This window comes from Corynebacterium sp. HMSC14H10, from assembly GCF_001807105.1.
GTDB lineage: Bacteria > Actinomycetota > Actinomycetes > Mycobacteriales > Mycobacteriaceae > Corynebacterium > Corynebacterium jeikeium_D.
The window spans coordinates 127,677-147,098 of record NZ_KV787421.1 but is presented as its reverse complement, the minus strand read 5'-3'; the positions used below and the strand labels follow the sequence as shown (position 1 = coordinate 147,098).

Sequence of the window (19,422 nt, the reverse complement as noted above, 5' to 3'; positions counted from 1 at the left end):
TTGTCGCATGGAGAGGTGGAATCCCGATTCGGCACTTGCCGGACAGTCACCATCAATTGAAATGTCTGTGCTGCGATCCGGCGCGATTATTATTGCCGTCACCGGCTTTTTGTGGCAGGTTGAATCGGCTGTTCGTTCTGTCCCCTTTGAAAACTTTCTGAGCCACTGGTTCCCTTTTGCATCACTGCTCATATTCATTCTCAGCGATATGTTGCTGATTTGGGCTGTGATTAATAATACGCGGCGAGGCCTTATTACCGCACTGCGTGTGCCGATGTACATCATGTTGGTTTTCCTGATGTTGGTTTCAACCTATTGGGATCTCCCTCATAACGTCGTTGGAAATGCGCTCTGGTATAGCCCATTTTCAGGTTTAGCCCTCGCTGCATTTGCTCTGACAGTGCCACTCCACATCAGTTTGTCCGTGATGGTATTTGTTCCCGGACTTATTGCGGTCATTAATTCGTGGTTGCTGGGACACACTTTTTGGCTCGACATGTTGTCGGATGTCGGATTCAATCTCATCAACACTTTTCCATTTGTGATTATTGCGGGCTCTGCACAACCCGTCGCAAGACTTATTGACTTCACCTACGAGAACTCTCGAAAGGTGAATGAGAGAGCGGAGCGCATGCGTGTCCGCGGCGAGGCGATGAGCAGCTTCAACGCCTATGTCCATGACTATGTATTGGCCGCATTGTCTGCAATTGGTAAGGGCTCTAAGATTGACTTCTCGCTAGACGAGCAGACCGGGCTGTTTTTCTCGCCTCGGCAAACAGTAAGCGGTAGAACTTTTGCGGAGTCCGTACGAGCGCAATTGATGTCGGTGAGCCCCGACATTGGGGTAACGCTAGATACCAGCGAAGAAGGCGGTCCAGTTCGGCTGCCAGGAGAAGTTGCTAACACGTTCCTATTAGCCGCAACCGAGGTGGCAAATAATGCCAAGCGTCACGCAGGTGCCGCAGCGGAAAAGAAATGCCACATTCGTGTTGCCTCGGGAGAGGTGTCTATTGATTTTCGTGACGATGGCACCGGGTTCGACCCCGAGGGAATTGACCCGCATCGTGCAGGTATCCGGTTGAGCGTTAAAGGGCGAATGGAGGCCCTTCGCGGTGGAGATGCTCTCGTTAATTCAAAGCCTGGGAAAGGTACTCAGGTTATTCTCAAATGGCACGGTAATACCTCTCCTGTGGAAGAGGAAGATGTAGTCGATTCCTCCGCTCACACGACATCGCTGTATGACCTCATGGGAATGTCAATTGTTTTTTCCTGGCAGTTCTACGGCGCGATCGTCGGCGTGTTGTTCATGGTTCTAGTCAGTAATGGACAATTATTTACCGCGGCCGGGCAAATCAGTCTGGCATTAGCGATCGGCCTTCTCGGGCTGATTATGTATGGCCGCCATTCACAATTGCCGTTAGCCCGTGCAATTGTAACTGGTGTCGCGATCGTTGTATTAGCTGTCGTGGGGCTCTACCAGCCCATTCCAAATAATTTGGAATGGTCGTATTTCTGGCACTTTAGCTTAATTTCTTTTGCATCTGCATTGCTCGCCATCCGCGGCCGCCCCTGGGTTGCGCTGAATTCAGTGCTCGGTGGCGCGATCATGGTGGAACTTCTCAAGTTCTTCCCCTTTGCCCCCTCGGATACGACCCACATCAGTATCTCTGGAGTTGACCTGTTAGTTCGCTCCGTGATGTTGGTCGCGGGAATTTTGACGTCCATCATGGTCCGCTTTTTTATGCGCACCGTTCCGCAGTCTATTCAGGATTATAATCGTGCGCTGTACGCTGCCGGGGCCGCCAAAGAGTACGAAATTAGCAGCCAGAGTAACTACGAATGGCTGCAGCGCCGGGTCGGCCCCATTTTTAGCGCCGCTGCAGTTTTGGAAGAACCGACCCCGCGACTGCAGTTGCGTGCGCGGCTTACAGAGCAGCTTCTCCGAGACGTCCTACGTTCGCCGCATCTAAATGTTGGGTCCCTTCACCAAGCTGTTTGGGACGCCCGCGCAAGAGGTGTTCATGTCCGGCTCCTCGATGACCGCAATCACACGCAGGCCGTTTCCGATAGCACCGATGTGCGCCGTATTCCGCTTGTCGACGACGATTCCGCGGTGGCCAAGTTGATGCCGAACTTCCTCGAAGCAATCGATAACGCCGAAGAAGGATCGGTAACAATTCGCCTATTGCCCCCGGGCAGACGTGCATTTGCATCTATTTCTGATGACAATGGAGTGCAAAGGTTTGATGAAGCCGGTGAGAGGATAGTGATGTCACGTGACTAGGGAGAATATTGCGGGAATGAGCAATGCTTCCATCGACGTCTCGGCTGCAATTGACTCCGACAACATCGGAGATTACAGCGTGCAGTCGGATCGTTTGCTTCGCGTTGCTGCGATTGATGATCATGCCTTGACTCTGCAGGGGCTCGAAACCCTGCTTTCTGCAGAGCCAGACTTTGAGCTCGTCGGCTGTTATCAAACTGTGCCGGAGCTACTGGCCGATGTGGGCACCGATGACCGCCTGGATGTGGTCGTGCTGGATCTACGGCTGGCGGATAATTCAGATCCAGCGCAGAACGTTCTGTCGCTGGAATTGGTTACCGATCACGTGCTCATCCTCTCGTCAGCTGAAAGCCCATACCTTGTCCGAAAGGCAGTGCGTACCGGAGTAATGGGGGTTGTGCAGAAATCGGAAACCCCGGAGACAATCGTGTCTGCAGTACGGCTGGCGGCACTTGGCAAGGGCGCGCTGACTACAGAATGGGCATCGGTAGTTGACTCTGATCCCCTGCTCGACTCTGTCGATTTGTCAGAACGCCAGCGTGAGGTACTGGAGCTTTACGCCTCCGGTGAGTCGACGAAGCGAGTCGCGTCGATGACAGGGCTGACACCGAACACCGTGTTGGACTACTTGGGTCGTATTCGAGCCAAGTATGCGGCAGCTGGCCGGGCCGAGAACAGCCTTAACAAGTCGGAGATGTATAGGCTCGCTCAGCAGGACGGTTACCTGCCAGGGCCAATGGATCCGTCTTAAGCCAGCTCGACGATTTCCATGTAGTCGTCGCTCCAGAGGTCTTCGGTGCCGTCGGGAAGCACGATGACGCGCTCGGGCTCTAGCGCCTTGACCGCACCTGGATCGTGGGTAACCAGAACGACGGCCCCGGTGTAAGTGCGAAGTGCATCGAGAACCTGTTCGCGGGACTGCGGGTCGAGGTTGTTAGTGGGCTCGTCGAGAAGCAGGACGTTTGCGCGGGAGCTAACCAGCGTCGCCAGCGCCAGACGTGTCTTCTCACCACCGGAGAGGGTTCCCGCTGGCTGCTGCAGCTTGTCGCCGGAGAACATAAAGGCACCGAGCAGGCTCCGCAGTTCCGGCTCGTTGACGTCAGGGCAGGCGTAGACCGTGTTTTCCCAGACAGTCTTGTCCGGGTCAATCGTGTCATGCTCCTGGGCGAAATAGCCGATGCGCAGGCCGTGGCCGGAGACAATGCCGCCTTCGCCATCGGTGCGCTCCACACCGGCGAGTAGCTTCAGCAGCGTCGTCTTACCAGCGCCATTGAAGCCGAGGACAACCACGCGGGACCCCTTGTCAATCGCAAGATCCACACCGGCGAAGACTTCCAACGAACCATACATCTTGGTCAGTCCCGTGGCGTTGAGCGGAGTCTTGCCACAGGGCGCCGGTTCTGGGAAGGAAATATGAGCGACCTTATCCTCGACACGGACCTCGTCGAGACTGTCCATCATGCGCTCAGCACGAGCCACCATCTGCTTGGCCGCACGGGCCTTCGTCGCCTTCGCGCCTAGCTTCTCGGCCTGCTTGCGCAGTGCGCTGGCCTTCTTCTCCGCGTTGGCGAACTCACGGCGACGTCGAGCCTCATCGGTCGCGCGTGCCGACAGGTAGTTCTTCCAGCCCATGTTGTACACATCAGCTTCGGCGCGCACCGCATCGAGGAACCAGACTTTGTTACACACGGCCTCGAGCAGCTCGACATCGTGCGAAATCATAATCAAGCCGCCCTCATGCTTACTGAGGAATTCGCGCAGCCAGGTAATCGAATCCGCATCGAGGTGGTTCGTCGGCTCGTCGAGAAGCAGCGTCGTGGCGGACTTGCCCGAGCCTTCGGTAGCGGCGAAGAGAATCTGAGCAAGCTCGACGCGGCGGCGCTGACCACCCGAAAGCGTCTTCAGCGGCTGGTCGAGTACGCGCTCCGGCAACCCCAGCGCGTCGCAAATGCGGGCTGCCTCGGCGTTCGCCTCGTAGCCGCCGAGGTCGTGGTAGCGCTCCTCGAGACGCGAAAACTTCCGAATCGCCGCATCGCGTTTCGTGTCAGTGGTCGCGGTCTCCATGATCTCCTGTTGGCGATCCATGCTGCGGCGGATTTGGTCAAGACCTCGCGCCGACAGCACACGGTCGCGGGCGGAGATGTCGATGTTGCCCTCGCGCGAGTCCTGTGGCAGGTAACCAATCGAGCCAGAGCGCACTACTGAACCGCCATAGGGTTCAGTTTCACCGGAGAGAATACGCATAGTCGTCGTTTTGCCAGCACCATTTCGCCCGACGAGTCCAATCCGGTCTCCCGGCTGGACGCGCAGCTGCTCACCCGGAGCAGTGAGCAGGGTACGGGCGCCGACTCGGACTTCAAGGTCATGGGTCACAATCACGAACGAGTAGCCTACCAGTTATGACTTCATTTCCCGTGACCGCCTCCGTCGTCGGCCTCGGGCCCGCCGGAAGAATCGCCGCCCACCGTGCATCCGCTCGCGGCTGGGATGTCACCGCTTATGACCCAGCCGGTGGCACACTGCCCTCGACGATTGGTCTCTGGTGCGACCAACTCCCCGACTGGTTGCCCAGCGACTTCCTCGCCGCCACTTTTCAACCCAGCGTCATTCTTGCCGACGGCACCGAACGTCAGCTTGCCCGCAACTACGGCGTTGTTAACAAGGACTGCCTGCAAGAACTTGGCGGTTTCCACATCGAACGCCGCGCACTCACCGATTCCGAAACCACGGGTACTGACATCACAATTGTCACCACCGGGCGCACGCACGCCGCAGTCGGGCGAGGTGGGCAGGTACGGCAGCTCGCCATCGGGCACATCTTTTCGCTTGACGACGTCCCCAGCGCCCACCGCCGCGCAGTCCTCATGGACTTCACTCCGGCCGAACCGGTTGCCCCAGCGACAGAGCCGGCTAGTTTCTCCTATCGCATTTTCTTGGATGACAGGACCTTCCTCATTGAAGAGACTATCCTCGCTACTCCGACTCCTATGGTTGACGGGTATCGTGGCGAAGCCGGTGCGCCAGTCGGCAGCGGCGGTGAGGCCGATGACTCCGTACTTCTAGCGCTGTTGCGTAGACGCCAAAGTGTACGGTTGAAGTCCCTGGGGCTTTCGGAAGATCTGGCCATCGACGAAGAAGTGGTGTCCTTTCCCCTACTGGCAAACCTTCCCTCTCGCCGCGGTGACTTCTGGCACAGTGGACCATCCATGGGCACCCTCTTCGGCTTTGCTGGTGGTTGGATGCATCCTGCCACTGGTTACTCGGTGGGTTCGGTTATCGAAGATGTCGACCGCTTCTTGGCCGATATGGAAAAGAAGGGAAGCCGGACGCTGGGGACGTCGTTAAGCATGCGATTGCAGCGATGGCTACGCGAACGTGGGCTCGCGGCGTTGCTGGGGTTCGATGCACGACAGACGGGTGCGTTTTTTCGGGCGTTCTTTTCGTTGCCGGAAAAGGACGTGTTTGCCTATTTGATAGGGACATCCCCACTGACGACGCTTCGCGCTATGGCGAAAGTGGCCGTGCCTTTGCTGAAAATGAGTCCGCGTACGTGCGGAAAGCTCATCGCAGGGTTTGTGTGGGGACCTGGGAGATGGAGATCTCGTTGACCGGGAGCATATACATCAGCCGATTTGTGGGGTGATACCAACAATTAAAGCGGTGTGGTTTTTGCATTCACCGGAGTACAAACGCTTATGATAAATGAATGACTTCGACGCAATCTGAGGAGACTTCCTCACAAAACCATAAGCTTCAGCGCAGGCTGAGAGCTCGCCACCTGAACATGATTGCCATTGGTGGTGCCATTGGTACGGGCCTGTTTGTTGCCTCCGGTGCGACCATTTCGCAGGCCGGTCCAGGCGGTGCGCTTATCGCTTACGCTCTTATCGGCATCATGGTGTGGCTGGTTATGCAGTCTCTCGGCGAGATGGCCGCTTACCTGCCGGTGCCCGGTTCCTTCCAGGAGTACGGTCGCCGATACGTCTCAGAATCCTTCGGCTTTGCCATGGGCTGGAACTACTGGTTTAACTGGGCGATTACTGTGGCCGCAGAGCTCGTCGCTGCTGCGCTGGTGATGCGCTATTGGTTCCCGGATGTGCCTTCAATCATCTGGTCCGCGCTCTTCCTCGCGATTCTATTCGGGCTGAACGCCCTGTCCGCACGTGCATTCGGCGAGGGTGAGTTCTGGTTTGCGACCATCAAGGTCATTACCGTCATCGTCTTCCTCGTTCTTGGTGTCGGCATGATTTTCGGCATCTTGGGCGGCTCCTCCCCCGGCTTCGAAAACTGGACCACGGGCGACGCCCCATTCGTCAATGGCGGAATGGGACTGTTGGCTGTCTTCGTTGTAGCCGGATACTCCTTCCAGGGCACCGAGATGGTTGGCGTAGCAGCAGGTGAGGCTGAAGATCCTGAGCGTACGATTCCCCGCGCGATTCGCACTATCTTCTGGCGTATCCTGCTGTTCTACATCGGTGCCATCGCTGTTATTGGTTTCCTTATTGCGTACACGGACCCGAATCTTCTGAACGCCGCCGAGGACAACATTTCCATTTCACCGTTCACCCTGGTCTTTGAACGCGCAGGTATTGCGATTGCCGCTGGCCTGATGAACGCCGTTATTCTGACTTCGGTGTTGTCTGCGGGTAACTCCGGTATGTATGTGTCCACTCGTATGCTGTTTTCCCTGGCCCGCCAGGGACACGCTCCGCGTTACTTCGGCAAGCTTTCCGGGCACGGCGTTCCGCTGCGCGCTCTGATTGCCACCGCTGTGATCGGTATGGCTGGCTTCATTACTTCATTGGTAGGCGATGGCGTGGCGTACACCTTCTTGTTGACACTTTCTGCGCTCGCGGGCTTTATCACCTGGTTTGGTATCTCTTTCAGCCACTACCGCTTCCGCAAGTGTCTGAAGGCCCAGAATATCCCGTTGGATTCGCTTCCCTACAAGGCGAACTTTTTCCCTGCCGGTGCTGTGCTGGCACTGATTATGTGCTTCTTTGTGGTGGCCGGACAGGCACTTGATCCGATCCGCACTGGCGAAAATATCTTCGCTATCCTCACTCCGTACCTGGGTATCCCGGTCTTCGTCCTGCTGTGGTTTATCCATAAGAAGGTCACGGGCTCCAAGCTCGTTGACCCGGCCACCGCAGACATGACTCGCGAATAGCTGCGAAGAGCTGTGAATAGATGCGAGTAGCTATGCATCTCGCATCTAACTCTCACAACTTGGATTAGCAGTCGAAGACAATAGCGACCCCGCTTGGCACTTTTCAGTGCCAGGTGGGGTCGTTTTTAACTCCGAGTCGGACAGCTTGAAAAAATTGCGGGGATGCTCGTGTGAATACGGGCTGCAGATGTGAAACTGTGCAAGTTTATGACGCTTTCAGGCCATTTTTTGAGCCATTTTTGACATAAATGCAGTCAGTAACTCGCATCGCCCTACCGATCCCGGCCATAAACGCAGTCAGCAACTCAAAAAACAAACGAAAAAGTGCCTAGCTGAACGAGCCAGGAGCTCGTCGCCAAGCACTTTTAACGTAGCGGTTCTCTAATCACCGCTGTCACTGATCATCTAGACCGAGAAACCGAGAGCGCGCATCTGCTCGCGGCCGTCCTCAGTGATCATGTGTGGGCCCCATGCCGGGGACCAGACCCAGTTGAGGCGGAAGTCGCGGATACCCTCGACCTTCATAACCTCGGAGGCAGTCTGGTCGGTGAGCATATCGGTCAGCGGGCAGGCCGGGGACGTGAGTGTCATGAAGATAGCGGCAATGTCGCCTTCTTCAATCCAGATGTCATATACCAGGCCCAGGTCCACGACGTTGACTCCGAGTTCCGGGTCAACAACCTCGTACATTGCCTCTTCAACCTGGATAGCCAGCTTGTTATCGGCTTCGGTCTGCTCCGGTGCCGGCGGGACGGTGATGGACTCGTACTCATCCCCCTCATCAATGGGAGCACCAGTAGTCATGGTGTCCTCGTCGACAGCATCAGGCTGTGCGGGCGAGGTGGCGTCATTAGCGATTGGTTCAGTCATGGCGATGGCCTTCCTCGTCATTGGTAACGGTTACAGTCGCGGTACCAACGCCGTTGCCTTCAGCAGCGTTGGCCAGGGCCTCAGCGGTTGCGGCCTGGAAAGCTTTCCATCCGAGAAGTGCGCACTTCACGCGGGCGGGGTACTTAGAAACTCCAGCGAAGGCAATCCCATCGCCGATAATGTCCTCATCGCCCTCAATCTTGCCTCGGGACGTGACCATCTTCTCGAACTCGGCAAGCTTGGCCATGGCCTCGTCGACAGTCTTGCCGACAATCTCCTCAGCCATAACTGAGGTGGAGGCTTGCGAGATAGAACAGCCCACGGCGTCATAGGAGACGTCATTGACGACGGTGAGGTCGTCGTTCAGAGTGACGCGAAGCGTGAGTTCATCGCCACACGACGGGTTGACGTGATGCACTTCCGTATTGAAAGGCTCCCGCAAACCCGCATGCTGCGGATGCTTGTAGTGATCCAGGATAACTTCCTGGTACATCTGCTCGAGCTTCATGTCCTTCTCCTTTCTTAAAGTTACGGGGTGACACCGAAGAACTTCTGTGCATGGCGCACTGCGTCGGCAAGCGCCTGAACGTCCTCTTCCGTGTTGTAGATGTAGAAGGATGCCCGGGCGGTCGACTGGGCGTTGAGGATTTGGTGAATTGGCCACGCGCAATGGTGACCGACGCGGATGCACACGCCCTGGTCGTCTAAAACCTGGCCAAGATCGTGCGGGTGAATGCCCTCAACCTTGAAGGAGACTGCAGAGCCACGCTGTTCTGGAGTAGTCGGACCGATGATGGTCACGCCATCAATTTCCTGCAGCTTCTCCAGTGCGAGCGCGGTCAGGTGGTGCTCATGAGCAGCTACCTTATCCATACCGATGGCATCCAGGTACTTCACCGCAGCACCCAGGCCGACGACCTGGGAGGTCATCATGGTACCCGCCTCGAAGCGCTGCGGAGGCGCCGCGAAGGTGGTCTTCTCCATGGTGACGACCTCAATCATCGAGCCACCAGTGAGGAACGGCGGCAGTGCCTCGAGCAGTTCCCGGCGACCGTAGAGCGCGCCGACCCCGTTGGGGCCGAGCATCTTGTGGCCGGAGAACGCCAGGAAGTCCACATCGAGCTCCTTGACGTCGACAGGCATATGCGGCACCGACTGGCAGGCATCGAGGACTACCAGCGCTCCGACCTCGCGAGCACGGCGCACCATTTCCTTCACATCGGTTACTGCACCGGTGACGTTTGACTGATGGGTAAAGGCCACAACTTTGGTCTTCTCGCTGAGCTCCAGCGAGTCCATATCAATGCGGCCGTCTTCAGTCACGCCATACCAACGCAGTGTCGCACCAGTGCGGCGAGCCAGCTCCTGCCACGGCACCAAGTTCGCGTGATGCTCCAGCTCAGTGACGACAATCTCGTCACCCTCGCCGACCTGGTACTGACCTGCGCGGTCGTCGCCAAGCACGAATGCCACTGTGTTCAACGCTTCGGTGGCGTTCTTGGTGAAGACCAGCTCGTCATAGTCGGCGCCGATGAAGCCTGCAATGGCTTCGCGGGCATCTTCGTAGGCGTCCGTGGCCTCCTCAGCAATCTCGTAGGCACCGCGGTGCACCGGTGCATTGTGGTGGGTTAGGAACTCCACCTCAGCATCGATGACTTGCTTGGGGCGCTGCGAGGTCGCTCCGGAATCCAGGTAGACCAGCCGCTTTCCGTCACGGACAGTGCGCGACAGAATCGGAAAGTCCTCGCGGAGTGATGGGCTGAGTAGTTCGGCGTTAGGCATTGATGTACTTCTCGTAGCCGTGCTCTTCCAGCTCGTCTGCAAGCTCCGGGCCACCGGAGGTGATGAAGCGACCATCGTGGAAGACGTGGACGAAGTCCGGCTTCACGTAGTTCAGGATGCGCTGGTAGTGAGTAATGATCAGAATGCCGCCGTCGTTTTCGTCCTGGTAGCGGTTAATGCCGTCAGAGACAACGCGCAGAGCGTCGACGTCCAGGCCGGAGTCGGTCTCGTCCAGGATGGCGAACTTCGGCTTCAGCAGGTCGAGCTGCAGAATCTCGTGACGCTTCTTCTCGCCACCGGAGAAGCCCTCGTTGACGGAGCGCTCGGAGAACGACGAATCGATCTCCAGGTCAGCCATTGCCTCACGGACCTCCTTGACCCAGTGGCGCAGCTTCGGAGCCTCGCCGCGGACAGCGGTTGCTGCAGAGCGCAGGAAGTTGGACATGGACACGCCGGTGACCTCGACCGGGTACTGCATTGCCAGGAAGAGCCCAGCGCGAGCGCGCTCGTCGACGCTCATCTCCAGCACGTTTTCGCCGTCGAGGAGAATCTCGCCCTCGGTGACTTCGTAACGCGGGTGACCTGCGATGGTGTAGCTCAGGGTGGATTTACCAGAGCCGTTCGGCCCCATCACAGCGTGGGTTTCGCCGGAGTTGATCGTCAGGTTGACGCCCTTCAAAATCTCCTTGGGCTCGGCGGACTCGTCGGTCGGCAGCACCTGCGCGTGGAGGTTACGGATTTCCAAAGTGCTCATAGTGAAATCTTTTCCTTTAATCGGTGTAAGTGGCCTGTCCCCCGGCACTTCCGGGGTGACAGGACGGAAAGGGTGAGAAAGAAGATAAGCGGTTAGAAGCCAGCGGTGTTGAGCTCTTCGTCAACGAGCTTTTCAAGCTTCTCGCGAACGGACTCGACCGGAATCAGGTTGATGACCTCGCTGAAGAAGCCGCGAACCACCAGACGGCGAGCGGCCAGCTCCGGAATACCACGCGAGAGCAGGTAGAAGAGCTGTTCCTCGTCGAAGCGGCCAACGGTGGCAGCGTGACCAGCACCGGCAATCTCACCGGTTTCAATTTCCAGGTTCGGAACTGCGTCGGCACGCGCGCCCTCGGTGAGCAGCAGGTTGCGGTTGAGCTCGTAGGTGTCGGTGCCCGTAGCTTCTGCACGAATGAGCACGTCTCCCACCCACGCGGTGCGGGCCTCACGATGAGCGACATTCGGCTCGCCCTGCAGCGCGCCCTTGTACATTACGTTGGAGCGGCAGTTCGGCACAGCGTGGTCGACCAGCATGCGGTTTTCAAAGTACTGACCGGCATCGGCGAAGTACACGCCCAGCAGATCGACGTCGCCGCCGGGTGCCGTGAAAGCAACGCGCGGAACGATACGGACAACCTCGCCGCCAAACGTTGCGACAGTGTGGCGCAGCGTAGCATCCCGGCCGACACGAACGTGGTGCGCAGAGCCATGAACGGCATCTTCGTTCCAGTTCACCATGGTCACGACACCCAGCTTGGCGCCGTCGCCGATTACGAACTCGATGTTGTCCGCGAACGTGCCACTGCCTCGGTAGTTAATGACGCAGACGGCCTCGGCGTGAGACTGCACGTCAATGACGATGTGGCCGTAGGACACGTTGTCCTCGCCCGGACCATCGATGTCGATGACGACAGGCTCCTTGGACACCGAGTTCTTCGCGAAGGTAACGATGTGCGCATCGTCGAAGTTGGAGTACGCCTGTGCTGCCACGCGGTCCGTTGGGGCGCCGGCGCGACCAAGGCGCTCGTCGTCACGCTTAACGACGTCCACAGCGACGCCATCCTGACCAGCAGTCTCGACCGAAATGGAGGCTGCAACCGGCTCTGCTGCGGTGCCGTTGTGGAGACCGCGGAGCTTACGCAGCGGCGTGAACTTCCACTCTTCATCCTTGCCATGTGGCACGGCGAAGTCCTCCACGTTGAAGGATGAGAAAACGTCGCCCTTGTTCGCCAGCACGCGGCGGCTATGAGCAGCCTGGTTTTCGTTGTTAATCGTCGTAGTCATTGGTATTAACCGACCGAACCTTCCATCTGCAGTTCAATGAGGCGGTTGAGCTCGAGGGCGTATTCCATCGGGAGCTCCTTGGCGATGGGCTCGACAAAGCCGCGCACGACCATGGCCATTGCATCTTCTTCCTCGATGCCGCGGCTCATCAGGTAGAAAAGCTGATCGTCAGAGACCTTGGAAACCGTTGCCTCGTGGCCGAGGGTGACGTCGTCCTCGCGGACATCCACGTATGGGTACGTGTCCGAACGTGAAATCGTGTCCACCAGGAGTGCGTCACACTCGACGTTGGAGTGCGAGTGCTTGGCACCCTTGTTGACCTGCACCAGCCCGCGGTAGGCAGCGCGGCCACCGTTGCGGGCCACGGACTTGGACACGATGTTGGAGCTCGTGTGCGGAGCCATGTGCACCATCTTGGCGCCGGTGTCCTGGAACTGGCCCTCGCCAGCCATAGCCACGGACAGCACCTCGCCCTTGGCATGCGGACCGGTCATCCACACTGCCGGGTACTTCATGGTGACCTTGGAACCGATGTTGCCGTCAATCCACTCCATGGTTGCGCCCTCTTCGCACTTGGTGCGCTTGGTAACCAGGTTGTAGACGTTGTTCGACCAGTTCTGGATCGTGGTGTAGCGGCAGCGGCCACCCTTCTTCACGATGATCTCCACAACAGCCGAGTGCAGCGAGTCGGACTTGTAAATCGGAGCGGTACAGCCCTCGACGTAGTGCACGTAGGCATCTTCGTCGACAATAATGAGCGTGCGCTCGAACTGTCCCATGTTTTCCGTGTTGATACGGAAGTATGCCTGCAGTGGGATGTCCACGTGGACGCCCTTCGGCACGTAAATGAAGGAGCCGCCGGACCAGACTGCGGTGTTAAGAGCGGAGAACTTGTTGTCACCGGACGGAATGACGGTGCCGAAGTACTCCTTAAACAGCTCCGGGTGCTCCTTGAGAGCGGTGTCGGTGTCCAGGAAGATAACGCCCTGGGCCTCCAGATCCTCGCGAATCTGGTGGTAGACAACCTCAGACTCGTACTGAGCGGCGACACCTGCGACCAGGCGCTGCTTCTCAGCCTCCGGAATGCCGAGCTTGTCGTAGGTGTTCTTAATATCCTCCGGCAGGTCTTCCCAGGTCTGGGCCTGCTTCTCGGTGGAGCGAACGAAGTACTTAATGTTGTCGAAGTCGATGCCCGACAAATCCGCGCCCCAGGTGGGCAGCGGCTTGCGGTCGAAGATTTCCAAAGCCTTCAAGCGACGTTCAAGCATCCACTCCGGCTCGTTCTTCTTAGCCGAAATATCGCGAACGACCGCTTCAGACAGGCCACGCTTCGCGGAAGCGCCAGCGGTATCCGGGTCGTGCCAACCGAACTGGTAGGCACCAATGGACTCGATAATCTCTTCGTCAGTCTGCGGAGTGGCAGCCTTCGTGGATTCAGCCACGTCGGTGGAGTTCTCATGGGCGAGGGTCATTCTCCGCTCCTTTCTTGTGGCGATTCAGTAAGTGTCTTTGTTACGGGAGTGAGTGGGATATTCGTAGTGCAGATACCGTTTCCATCAGCGATAGTCGCCAACGGTTGGGTGTGCTGACCTAATAATTTACTAACGGCTTCATGCTCCGCCGCGCAGAGCTCCGGAAACTCGGAGGCTACGTGGCTAATTGGGCAATGGTGCTGGCAAATTTGCACGCCGCCAGTGTTCTGGTTGATAGTTGCCGCGTACCCGGCCCGTCGGAAAGCATCGACGACGGCCTCTACGACCTCTTCCTTCTCTGCGTCCTGCCCCACTGGGGTGACGCCGAGCAGAATGTCATCAATGCGCTGACGGGCAAACTGGGCAACTGCCTGCTCACCACCGGCCTTGCGCAGTGCGGTCAGAGCTGCACTGGCAAGATCGTCGTAAGCGTGCCCGAATCTAGCGCGGCCCCGATCTGTCAGGCGATAGGACTTTGCTGGCCTGCCTCGGCCCCGGGGGCCGGTGCTGGGTGCCGGAGCGGTTTCGGCAAGACCTTCGTCCACCAGAATGTCAATATGACGGCGGACGCCTGCAGCGGATAGTCCCAGGGTGTCTGCGATAAAAGTCGCGGACGCCGGGTTGTGTTCCAGAAGCAATTGGAGAATGCGCTTGCGCGTATCACCATCATTGACTGTCGGCTTCCGATCTGCCATGACTGGTGAGTCACCTCCTGCGATTGGACTGCTGGATAATAATGGGTGTCTAGGTGGCTCAGCGAGGCAAGTATCCCACTTGCGCCGCTGGTGTATTAGACAACATAATTGTGTCGTAATTGGGCCACAATGTCCAACGCATTTAAATATCAATGCAACGTCGCTGATTAGAACGCCCTTTCGGCGTGTCGAATCGTCTACTATGTGACTTTGTGAAAACTAACCGACCTACCCCGCGCCGCTCGTCCGCCTTCGACGACGCTCTCGGGGTGCGTGACGCCATTCCGAAAATTGGTCTGGCCGGTTCTAGGTCGGCAACCCTCCACCAGGGCTCAGAACAGCCGCTCCAACACCGCATCAATTACCGCGAACTCAGACGCTTCACCTGGCTGCGTTGGCTGGGTGCTCTCGGTGCGATCTTTATTATGGTCGCTGGGATTGGCGCAGGCGCGACACCGGTGGTTGGAAATGAGTTTTGGGGTACACCACTTGGGCTAATCCTCGGTCGAATGTTGGTGGCAACGACAATCGTCACCTTCGTGGGCATTGGCATGTTAGTCACAGCCTGGTTGGGTGTCGGCGCTTTCGTTCTGGCCGGTGCGCGGACTCGCGTCACCGCAGTGACTACTCCGATGCTCATACGCACCTACGCGGCATGGGTATTGCCCTTGATGTTTACCGCTCCCCTGTTTACGCAGGATATCTATTCCTATTTGGCGCAGGCTGCAATTGTGGAGCGGGGTATGGATCCCTACCTCGCAGGACCTGTTGACCTATTGGGAGCCAACGACCCACTTGCCCGATCGGTGCCATTGATTTGGTCGCACTCGCCGAGCCCATACGGTCCCACGGCCCTCGCAGTGGCATGGGGTATCGCCAAGATAACCAGCGACGGGGTCATCGCTTCCGTCTTTCTGCATCGACTTGTCGCCATTGTTTCGCTTCTCGTGGTGTCCTGGGCGCTGGTGCAGCTTGGTCGCCGCTGCGGCGTTAGCTCTCAGTTCACCCTCTGGCTGGGCACGCTCAATCCGTTGGTATTGCTGCACCTGGTGGGCGGTATCCACAATGAGGCCCTGCTGCTGGCTCTCCTGCTCGTTGGTCTCGAACTGTGTCTGCGAGCTATCCACGGCCCTGCGCAATCGATGGTGCCCGATGAGCTGCCAGAACCCGGACCGATCGGACACGAGAACCAAAGCCGAGGTAGATCGTGGGCGCTGTATGCAGGCGGTATCGTGCTCATCAGCCTTGCCGGAATGGTCAAAGTCACCGGTTTCGTGGCGCTCGGCTTTGCCGGCATGTGGCTGGCCCGAAAGTTTGGCAGCACTTGGAAGGCCGTTGCTCTTTCCGCGGTAGTGACGGGCGCAATAACCGTCGTCACGGCAGTCGTTGTTTCCTTAGGAACTGGTCTGGGCTTTGGTTGGATCACCGCGCAGGGTGGCGCCGCAACGGTGCGCAGTTGGATGTCGTTGACTACCCTGCTCGGGATCATCGCTGGTTTCTTCGGCAGGCTTCTGGGGCTCGGCGATATCAGCGACAGTGCTTTGCTGTTTACCCGCGGCATTGGCGTAGTGCTGGTGGCTGCCTGGCTCCTGCGCATGCTGTTAGCGACGTTCCGTGGGCGCATTCACCCGCTCGGCGGCTACGGCCTCGCGATGTTCGCTCTAGTAATCCTCTTCCCCGTCGTGCACCCCTGGTACCTGCTATGGGCCATCGTGCCCCTGTCCGCTTGGGCCAACCGGGTACAATTTCGCATTGCCGTGGTTCTGTACTCGGCAATTTTCAGTTTTGTAGTACTACCACGCGGCCTGGGGTTGCCTCCGGGCACCGTCGCTCAGATTTACCTACTGGCGTTGGTATTCTTCGTCGCAGTCATGTTCGTCATCTTGGCGTACTCGACGCGATCTAAGGTATTTCGCCTTCATTAAAACTGTGAGATTAGACTGACTAACCGTGAATAACGCTGCCAATTCTCCTGCTCTGCGCCTTGAGAACGTAACGAAGAAATTCGATGACGTTGAGGCTGTATCAGACCTTTCGCTTTCCCTGGATCGAGGTAGGGTTCTTGCGCTCCTCGGCCCCAACGGCGCTGGTAAGACCACAACCGTTGAAATGTGTGAGGGCTTCATCAAGCCGGATGAAGGGCGAATTCGCATTCTCGATCTCGACCCGGTCACTCAAACCACAGCACTGCGCAGCCGCATTGGCATCATGCTCCAGGGCGGAGGTGCCTACCCCGGTGTTCGCGTTGGCGAAATGCTGAACCTCGTTGCCAGTTACTCCGCAAACCCGCTGGACACTGATTGGCTCCTTGAAATCGTTGGCCTAGAACGCCATCGTAAGACGAACTACCGCAGGCTCTCTGGCGGTCAGCAGCAGCGACTGTCGCTCGCATGTGCCCTGGTCGGACGTCCGGAGCTTGTGTTCCTCGACGAGCCGACAGCAGGCCTCGATGCTCAGTCCCGTCTAGCCGTCTGGGATCTCATCTCGTCGCTGCGCCGTGATGGGGTCACTGTGGTCCTGACAACGCACCTCATGGACGAGGCCGAATCGCTTGCCGACGACGTTGCGATTATCGACCGGGGCCATTTAGTTGTGGCCGGTACCACCGAGGAGATCACTAGCGCAGGCGCATCGGCTCTCCAGGGAACGTCGTCAAGCACTGCTATGAAGATCAGCGTTCGAGGCAGCCTTGACTTCGAAGAGGTCAACCGCAACTTCAGCGAGTCCGGTCTTCCACAGCGTCTGCAGCGTTCTGGCGGTGGAGAGTTTTCCCTGATTGGTGAGGCTTCACCGCGCGCCTTGACTGTCTTGGCGCAGAGTTGCGAGCAGCAAGAGGTGCTGATCACCTCGATGAATAGGGCGACGCAATCGCTTGAAGATGTCTTCTTGCAGATCACTGGAACGGAGATGAGGAGCTAATGACTACCGCACCGAGGTCTGATGCCTCCCGCTTTGCGAAGGGCATTTTCGCCCCAGCGCCACAGCGTTCGGACATGGCGAAGTTGGTCATGTCGCAGGCGTGGTTGGAGACGAAGCTCTTCTGGCGACATGGTGAGCAAATGCTCCTCACCATCATTATCCCGTTGGCGATGCTCATCGGCCTGGTGATGGTGCCGGTGTTGGAGCTCGATGATCCGCTCGAGCGTATCTTCCCCATGGTGCTGGCGATTTCCGTCATGTCTGCAGGGTTTACCGGGCAGGCAATTGCCGTGGGCTTTGACCGCCGTTACGGAGCCCTGAAGCGCATCGGCGCCTCAGGCGTGCCACCCTGGGGCATTATCGCAGGCAAGATTGTGTCGGTCTGCACCACCGTCACGTTGCAGTACGTACTGTTTAGTCTCGTGGGGCTCGCCCTTGGCGCAGAGCTGTCGATTGGCGGCTGGCTGCTGGCTTATGTGGGGATGCTTCTGGGAACGTTCGTCTTTACCTCATTGGGCTTGCTCATGGGAGGTACGTTGGGAGCCGAGCTAATCCTAGGTCTGGCCAACTTGATCTGGTTCATCCTCATTGGTGCTACTACGTATGTGGCCGTTGCGCCATCGTTAGATGACATCAGCTCTGTACTGCTACACCTCTTGCCGTCCGTCGCGCTTACCGACGTGATCTCCGCGGCATTGGCCATGTCCGTCCATTGGTCAGCTGTCGGGGTGCTACTCGTGTGGGGCGTCCTTGGCGCTGCATTCGCGGCCCGCTGGTTCCGTTTTGATATGCCGAATGACTAGGAATCTGTCGGGGAATCTGCATAGAAAAGCGCAGCCCAACGCAGGGGTTTCGCTTATTACCATTTTCCGCCAGCATGGGTAGAATTTCTTAATGTGAATACTGCAGATCGAAGTTTGCCCCTATCGTTTTTGCCGCTGACACCAATCGGGCGCCAGAAGCTCTATGCCCTGCTGGTTTTGATTGCACAGGCGGCAATTGCGGTAACCGGTTCTATCGTCCGTGTTACTGGTTCAGGTCTCGGTTGTGCTTCGTGGCCTGAATGTCACCCAGGCAGCTTCGTTCCTGTCGCGGGGGAAGCAGAAATGCTCCATCAGATTATTGAGTTTGGCAACCGGCTGCTCACCTTTGTGCTGGTTGCTCTGACACTTCTGCTCTTCCTTTCGGTTATGCGTGTCGGTCGCCGTCAGGAAATCAAGTTGCTGGCCTTCCTCAACGGTCTCGGCGTTATCGTCCAGGCTGTTATCGGCGGTATCTCCGTTTGGGTTGACCTGAAGTGGTACGCCGTAGCGCTGCACTTCCTGCCTTCGATGATTCTGGTCTGGCTCGCTGGCATGCTTTTCGTCAAGATTTCTGAGCCTGATGACGGCACTGCTACCCGCATGTACCCGCGCTATCTGCGCTATCTGGCTGCCGCCTCCGGCCTGGCCCTGACGATGACGCTGATTACCGGAACTATGGTCACCGGTGCGGGACCACACGCTGGAGATGCTTCGGTGCTCCCGGAGGATCGCCTCCAGCTACCGATTGTTGACCTGGCACATATCCACGCTGGTTTTATGTACCTCTACCTTGGCCTGGTTATCGGCCTCATTTTCGGTCTGCTGGCCTCGGAAGCCTTTGCACCTGTGCGTAAGGTTGCCATCGCACTCGTTGTGTTCATTTTGGCTCAGGGCGTAGTTGGAATGATTCAGTACTGGTCCGGTGTACCGGAGGCATTGGTGCCGGTTCACGTTGCCGGATCTGGTATCTGCACCGCTTTGACTGCAGTACTTTTCCAGCACGGTTACCGCACTGTCGGTGGGAGCGCAGAAGTCACTGGCTCGCTTGAAGGCGATGCGGCTGCCGCCACTGTTGCTTCGGAGAAGAACGTCGAGGTTACCGCGTAGCTAGCTGCCGGTCAGCGGCTGTGTTAACGACTGTGGTTACCGGCCGTTGATTCCTGCTCGAACCGCCTAAACACGCGCTTTGGTTGTGCGTGTTTAGGCGGTTCTGCTGTCTGCTCGGCTCCGTGTGCTCGGATGTGCGTTTCCCAGTGGCTAGCGGGCTGCGCGGGCGGTGCGGGCTGCGCGGGCGGTGCAAGGGGGCGGTCTGCCCACTTATCGATCCGAGTTACTGACTATGTTTATGACAGAAATCGCGCGAAAAATGGCCTGAAAGTGTCATAAACTC

Annotated in this window: 16 protein-coding genes; 8 read left to right on the top strand and 8 right to left on the bottom strand. The window is 57.8% G+C overall.

The window, feature by feature from the left end:
- Positions 1 to 7: 7 nt before the first annotated feature.
- Together HMPREF3135_RS05070 and HMPREF3135_RS05065 are read left to right on the top strand one after the other, a co-directional pair.
- The gene (locus HMPREF3135_RS05070) at positions 8 to 2,284 is read left to right on the top strand and encodes a sensor histidine kinase (RefSeq protein WP_070438426.1); all 2,277 of its coding nucleotides are present in this window, start codon (positions 8 to 10) and stop codon (positions 2,282 to 2,284) included.
- On the top strand, positions 2,277 to 3,035 hold the full coding sequence (locus HMPREF3135_RS05065; protein ID WP_224433497.1) for a response regulator transcription factor: 759 nt from the start codon (positions 2,277 to 2,279) through the stop codon (positions 3,033 to 3,035). The genes HMPREF3135_RS05070 and HMPREF3135_RS05065 overlap by 8 nt, the downstream gene beginning before the upstream one ends.
- Here HMPREF3135_RS05065 and HMPREF3135_RS05060 read toward each other — a convergent pair.
- Entirely contained in the window at positions 3,032 to 4,663 is a 1,632-nt protein-coding gene (locus HMPREF3135_RS05060) for an ABC-F family ATP-binding cassette domain-containing protein (RefSeq protein WP_038625400.1), read from the bottom strand. The genes HMPREF3135_RS05065 and HMPREF3135_RS05060 overlap by 4 nt on opposite strands.
- 20 nt (positions 4,664 to 4,683) lie before the next feature.
- Between HMPREF3135_RS05060 and HMPREF3135_RS05055 the strand changes: the two genes are divergently transcribed.
- Both HMPREF3135_RS05055 and HMPREF3135_RS05050 read left to right on the top strand, forming a co-directional pair.
- Positions 4,684 to 5,892 (top strand): lycopene cyclase family protein, encoded by a 1,209-nt coding sequence (locus HMPREF3135_RS05055; protein WP_070438423.1) that lies wholly within the window; start codon positions 4,684 to 4,686, stop codon positions 5,890 to 5,892.
- Positions 5,893 to 5,990: 98 nt separating this feature from the next.
- Positions 5,991 to 7,454, top strand: coding sequence for an amino acid permease (locus HMPREF3135_RS05050; protein WP_049190722.1), 1,464 nt, complete (start codon positions 5,991 to 5,993; stop codon positions 7,452 to 7,454).
- 405 nt (positions 7,455 to 7,859) lie between these two features.
- On the opposite strand, the gene HMPREF3135_RS05045 is transcribed toward HMPREF3135_RS05050, so the two are convergent.
- The 7 genes from HMPREF3135_RS05045 to HMPREF3135_RS05015 form a co-directional block, all read right to left on the bottom strand.
- Positions 7,860 to 8,324, bottom strand: a complete 465-nt coding sequence (locus HMPREF3135_RS05045) for a metal-sulfur cluster assembly factor (protein WP_070438420.1) — start codon at positions 8,322 to 8,324, stop codon at positions 7,860 to 7,862.
- Positions 8,317 to 8,832 carry a Fe-S cluster assembly sulfur transfer protein SufU gene (gene sufU, locus HMPREF3135_RS05040; protein WP_016422754.1) on the bottom strand — a complete coding sequence of 172 codons (516 nt, stop codon included), beginning with the start codon at positions 8,830 to 8,832 and terminating at the stop codon, positions 8,317 to 8,319. Before sufU ends, HMPREF3135_RS05045 begins: the two co-directional genes overlap by 8 nt.
- Before the next feature lie 20 nt (positions 8,833 to 8,852).
- The gene (locus HMPREF3135_RS05035; RefSeq protein WP_016422753.1) at positions 8,853 to 10,106 is read right to left on the bottom strand and encodes a cysteine desulfurase; all 1,254 of its coding nucleotides are present in this window, start codon (positions 10,104 to 10,106) and stop codon (positions 8,853 to 8,855) included.
- Positions 10,099 to 10,860 carry a Fe-S cluster assembly ATPase SufC gene (sufC, locus tag HMPREF3135_RS05030; RefSeq protein WP_016422752.1) on the bottom strand — a complete coding sequence of 254 codons (762 nt, stop codon included), beginning with the start codon at positions 10,858 to 10,860 and terminating at the stop codon, positions 10,099 to 10,101. Before sufC ends, HMPREF3135_RS05035 begins: the two co-directional genes overlap by 8 nt.
- A gap of 92 nt (positions 10,861 to 10,952) precedes the next feature.
- A complete protein-coding gene (gene sufD, locus HMPREF3135_RS05025) occupies positions 10,953 to 12,143 on the bottom strand; it encodes a Fe-S cluster assembly protein SufD (protein ID WP_070438417.1) in 1,191 nt (396 codons plus the stop codon).
- Positions 12,144 to 12,148: 5 nt separating this feature from the next.
- The gene (gene sufB, locus HMPREF3135_RS05020) at positions 12,149 to 13,615 is read right to left on the bottom strand and encodes a Fe-S cluster assembly protein SufB (protein WP_016422750.1); all 1,467 of its coding nucleotides are present in this window, start codon (positions 13,613 to 13,615) and stop codon (positions 12,149 to 12,151) included.
- Positions 13,612 to 14,310, bottom strand: coding sequence for a helix-turn-helix transcriptional regulator (locus HMPREF3135_RS05015; RefSeq protein ID WP_048734176.1), 699 nt, complete (start codon positions 14,308 to 14,310; stop codon positions 13,612 to 13,614). Before HMPREF3135_RS05015 ends, sufB begins: the two co-directional genes overlap by 4 nt.
- Positions 14,311 to 14,522: 212 nt before the next feature.
- On the opposite strand from HMPREF3135_RS05015, the gene mptB reads away from it, so the two are divergent.
- The 4 genes from mptB to HMPREF3135_RS04995 all read left to right on the top strand — a co-directional run bounded on the left by mptB (position 14,523) and on the right by HMPREF3135_RS04995 (position 19,139).
- Entirely contained in the window at positions 14,523 to 16,235 is a 1,713-nt protein-coding gene (gene mptB, locus HMPREF3135_RS05010; protein WP_240593343.1) for a polyprenol phosphomannose-dependent alpha 1,6 mannosyltransferase MptB, read from the top strand.
- A 25-nt stretch (positions 16,236 to 16,260) separates the two neighbouring features.
- On the top strand, positions 16,261 to 17,229 hold the full coding sequence (locus HMPREF3135_RS05005; RefSeq protein ID WP_070438414.1) for an ABC transporter ATP-binding protein: 969 nt from the start codon (positions 16,261 to 16,263) through the stop codon (positions 17,227 to 17,229).
- Positions 17,229 to 18,032, top strand: coding sequence for an ABC transporter permease (locus HMPREF3135_RS05000; RefSeq protein ID WP_070438410.1), 804 nt, complete (start codon positions 17,229 to 17,231; stop codon positions 18,030 to 18,032). The genes HMPREF3135_RS05005 and HMPREF3135_RS05000 overlap by 1 nt, the downstream gene beginning before the upstream one ends.
- A gap of 93 nt (positions 18,033 to 18,125) precedes the next feature.
- A complete protein-coding gene (locus tag HMPREF3135_RS04995) occupies positions 18,126 to 19,139 on the top strand; it encodes a COX15/CtaA family protein (RefSeq protein ID WP_016422745.1) in 1,014 nt (337 codons plus the stop codon).
- Positions 19,140 to 19,422: the final 283 nt, after the last annotated feature.

What these genes read in the sequence shown, in the direction of transcription:
- HMPREF3135_RS05045 (WP_070438420.1), bottom strand. Translation starts at nt 8,324, where the DNA reads ATGACTGAACCAATCGCTAATGACGCCACCTCGCCCGCACAGCCTGAT.
- HMPREF3135_RS05070 (WP_070438426.1), top strand. Translation starts at nt 8, where the DNA reads ATGGAGAGGTGGAATCCCGATTCGGCACTTGCCGGACAGTCACCATCA.
- sufB (WP_016422750.1), bottom strand. Translation starts at nt 13,615, where the DNA reads ATGACCCTCGCCCATGAGAACTCCACCGACGTGGCTGAATCCACGAAG.
- sufD (WP_070438417.1), bottom strand. Translation starts at nt 12,143, where the DNA reads ATGACTACGACGATTAACAACGAAAACCAGGCTGCTCATAGCCGCCGC.
- sufC (WP_016422752.1), bottom strand. Translation starts at nt 10,860, where the DNA reads ATGAGCACTTTGGAAATCCGTAACCTCCACGCGCAGGTGCTGCCGACC.
- sufU (WP_016422754.1), bottom strand. Translation starts at nt 8,832, where the DNA reads ATGAAGCTCGAGCAGATGTACCAGGAAGTTATCCTGGATCACTACAAG.
- HMPREF3135_RS05035 (WP_016422753.1), bottom strand. Translation starts at nt 10,106, where the DNA reads ATGCCTAACGCCGAACTACTCAGCCCATCACTCCGCGAGGACTTTCCG.
- HMPREF3135_RS05050 (WP_049190722.1), top strand. Translation starts at nt 5,991, where the DNA reads ATGACTTCGACGCAATCTGAGGAGACTTCCTCACAAAACCATAAGCTT.
- HMPREF3135_RS05055 (WP_070438423.1), top strand. Translation starts at nt 4,684, where the DNA reads ATGACTTCATTTCCCGTGACCGCCTCCGTCGTCGGCCTCGGGCCCGCC.
- HMPREF3135_RS05000 (WP_070438410.1), top strand. Translation starts at nt 17,229, where the DNA reads ATGACTACCGCACCGAGGTCTGATGCCTCCCGCTTTGCGAAGGGCATT.
- HMPREF3135_RS05015 (WP_048734176.1), bottom strand. Translation starts at nt 14,310, where the DNA reads ATGGCAGATCGGAAGCCGACAGTCAATGATGGTGATACGCGCAAGCGC.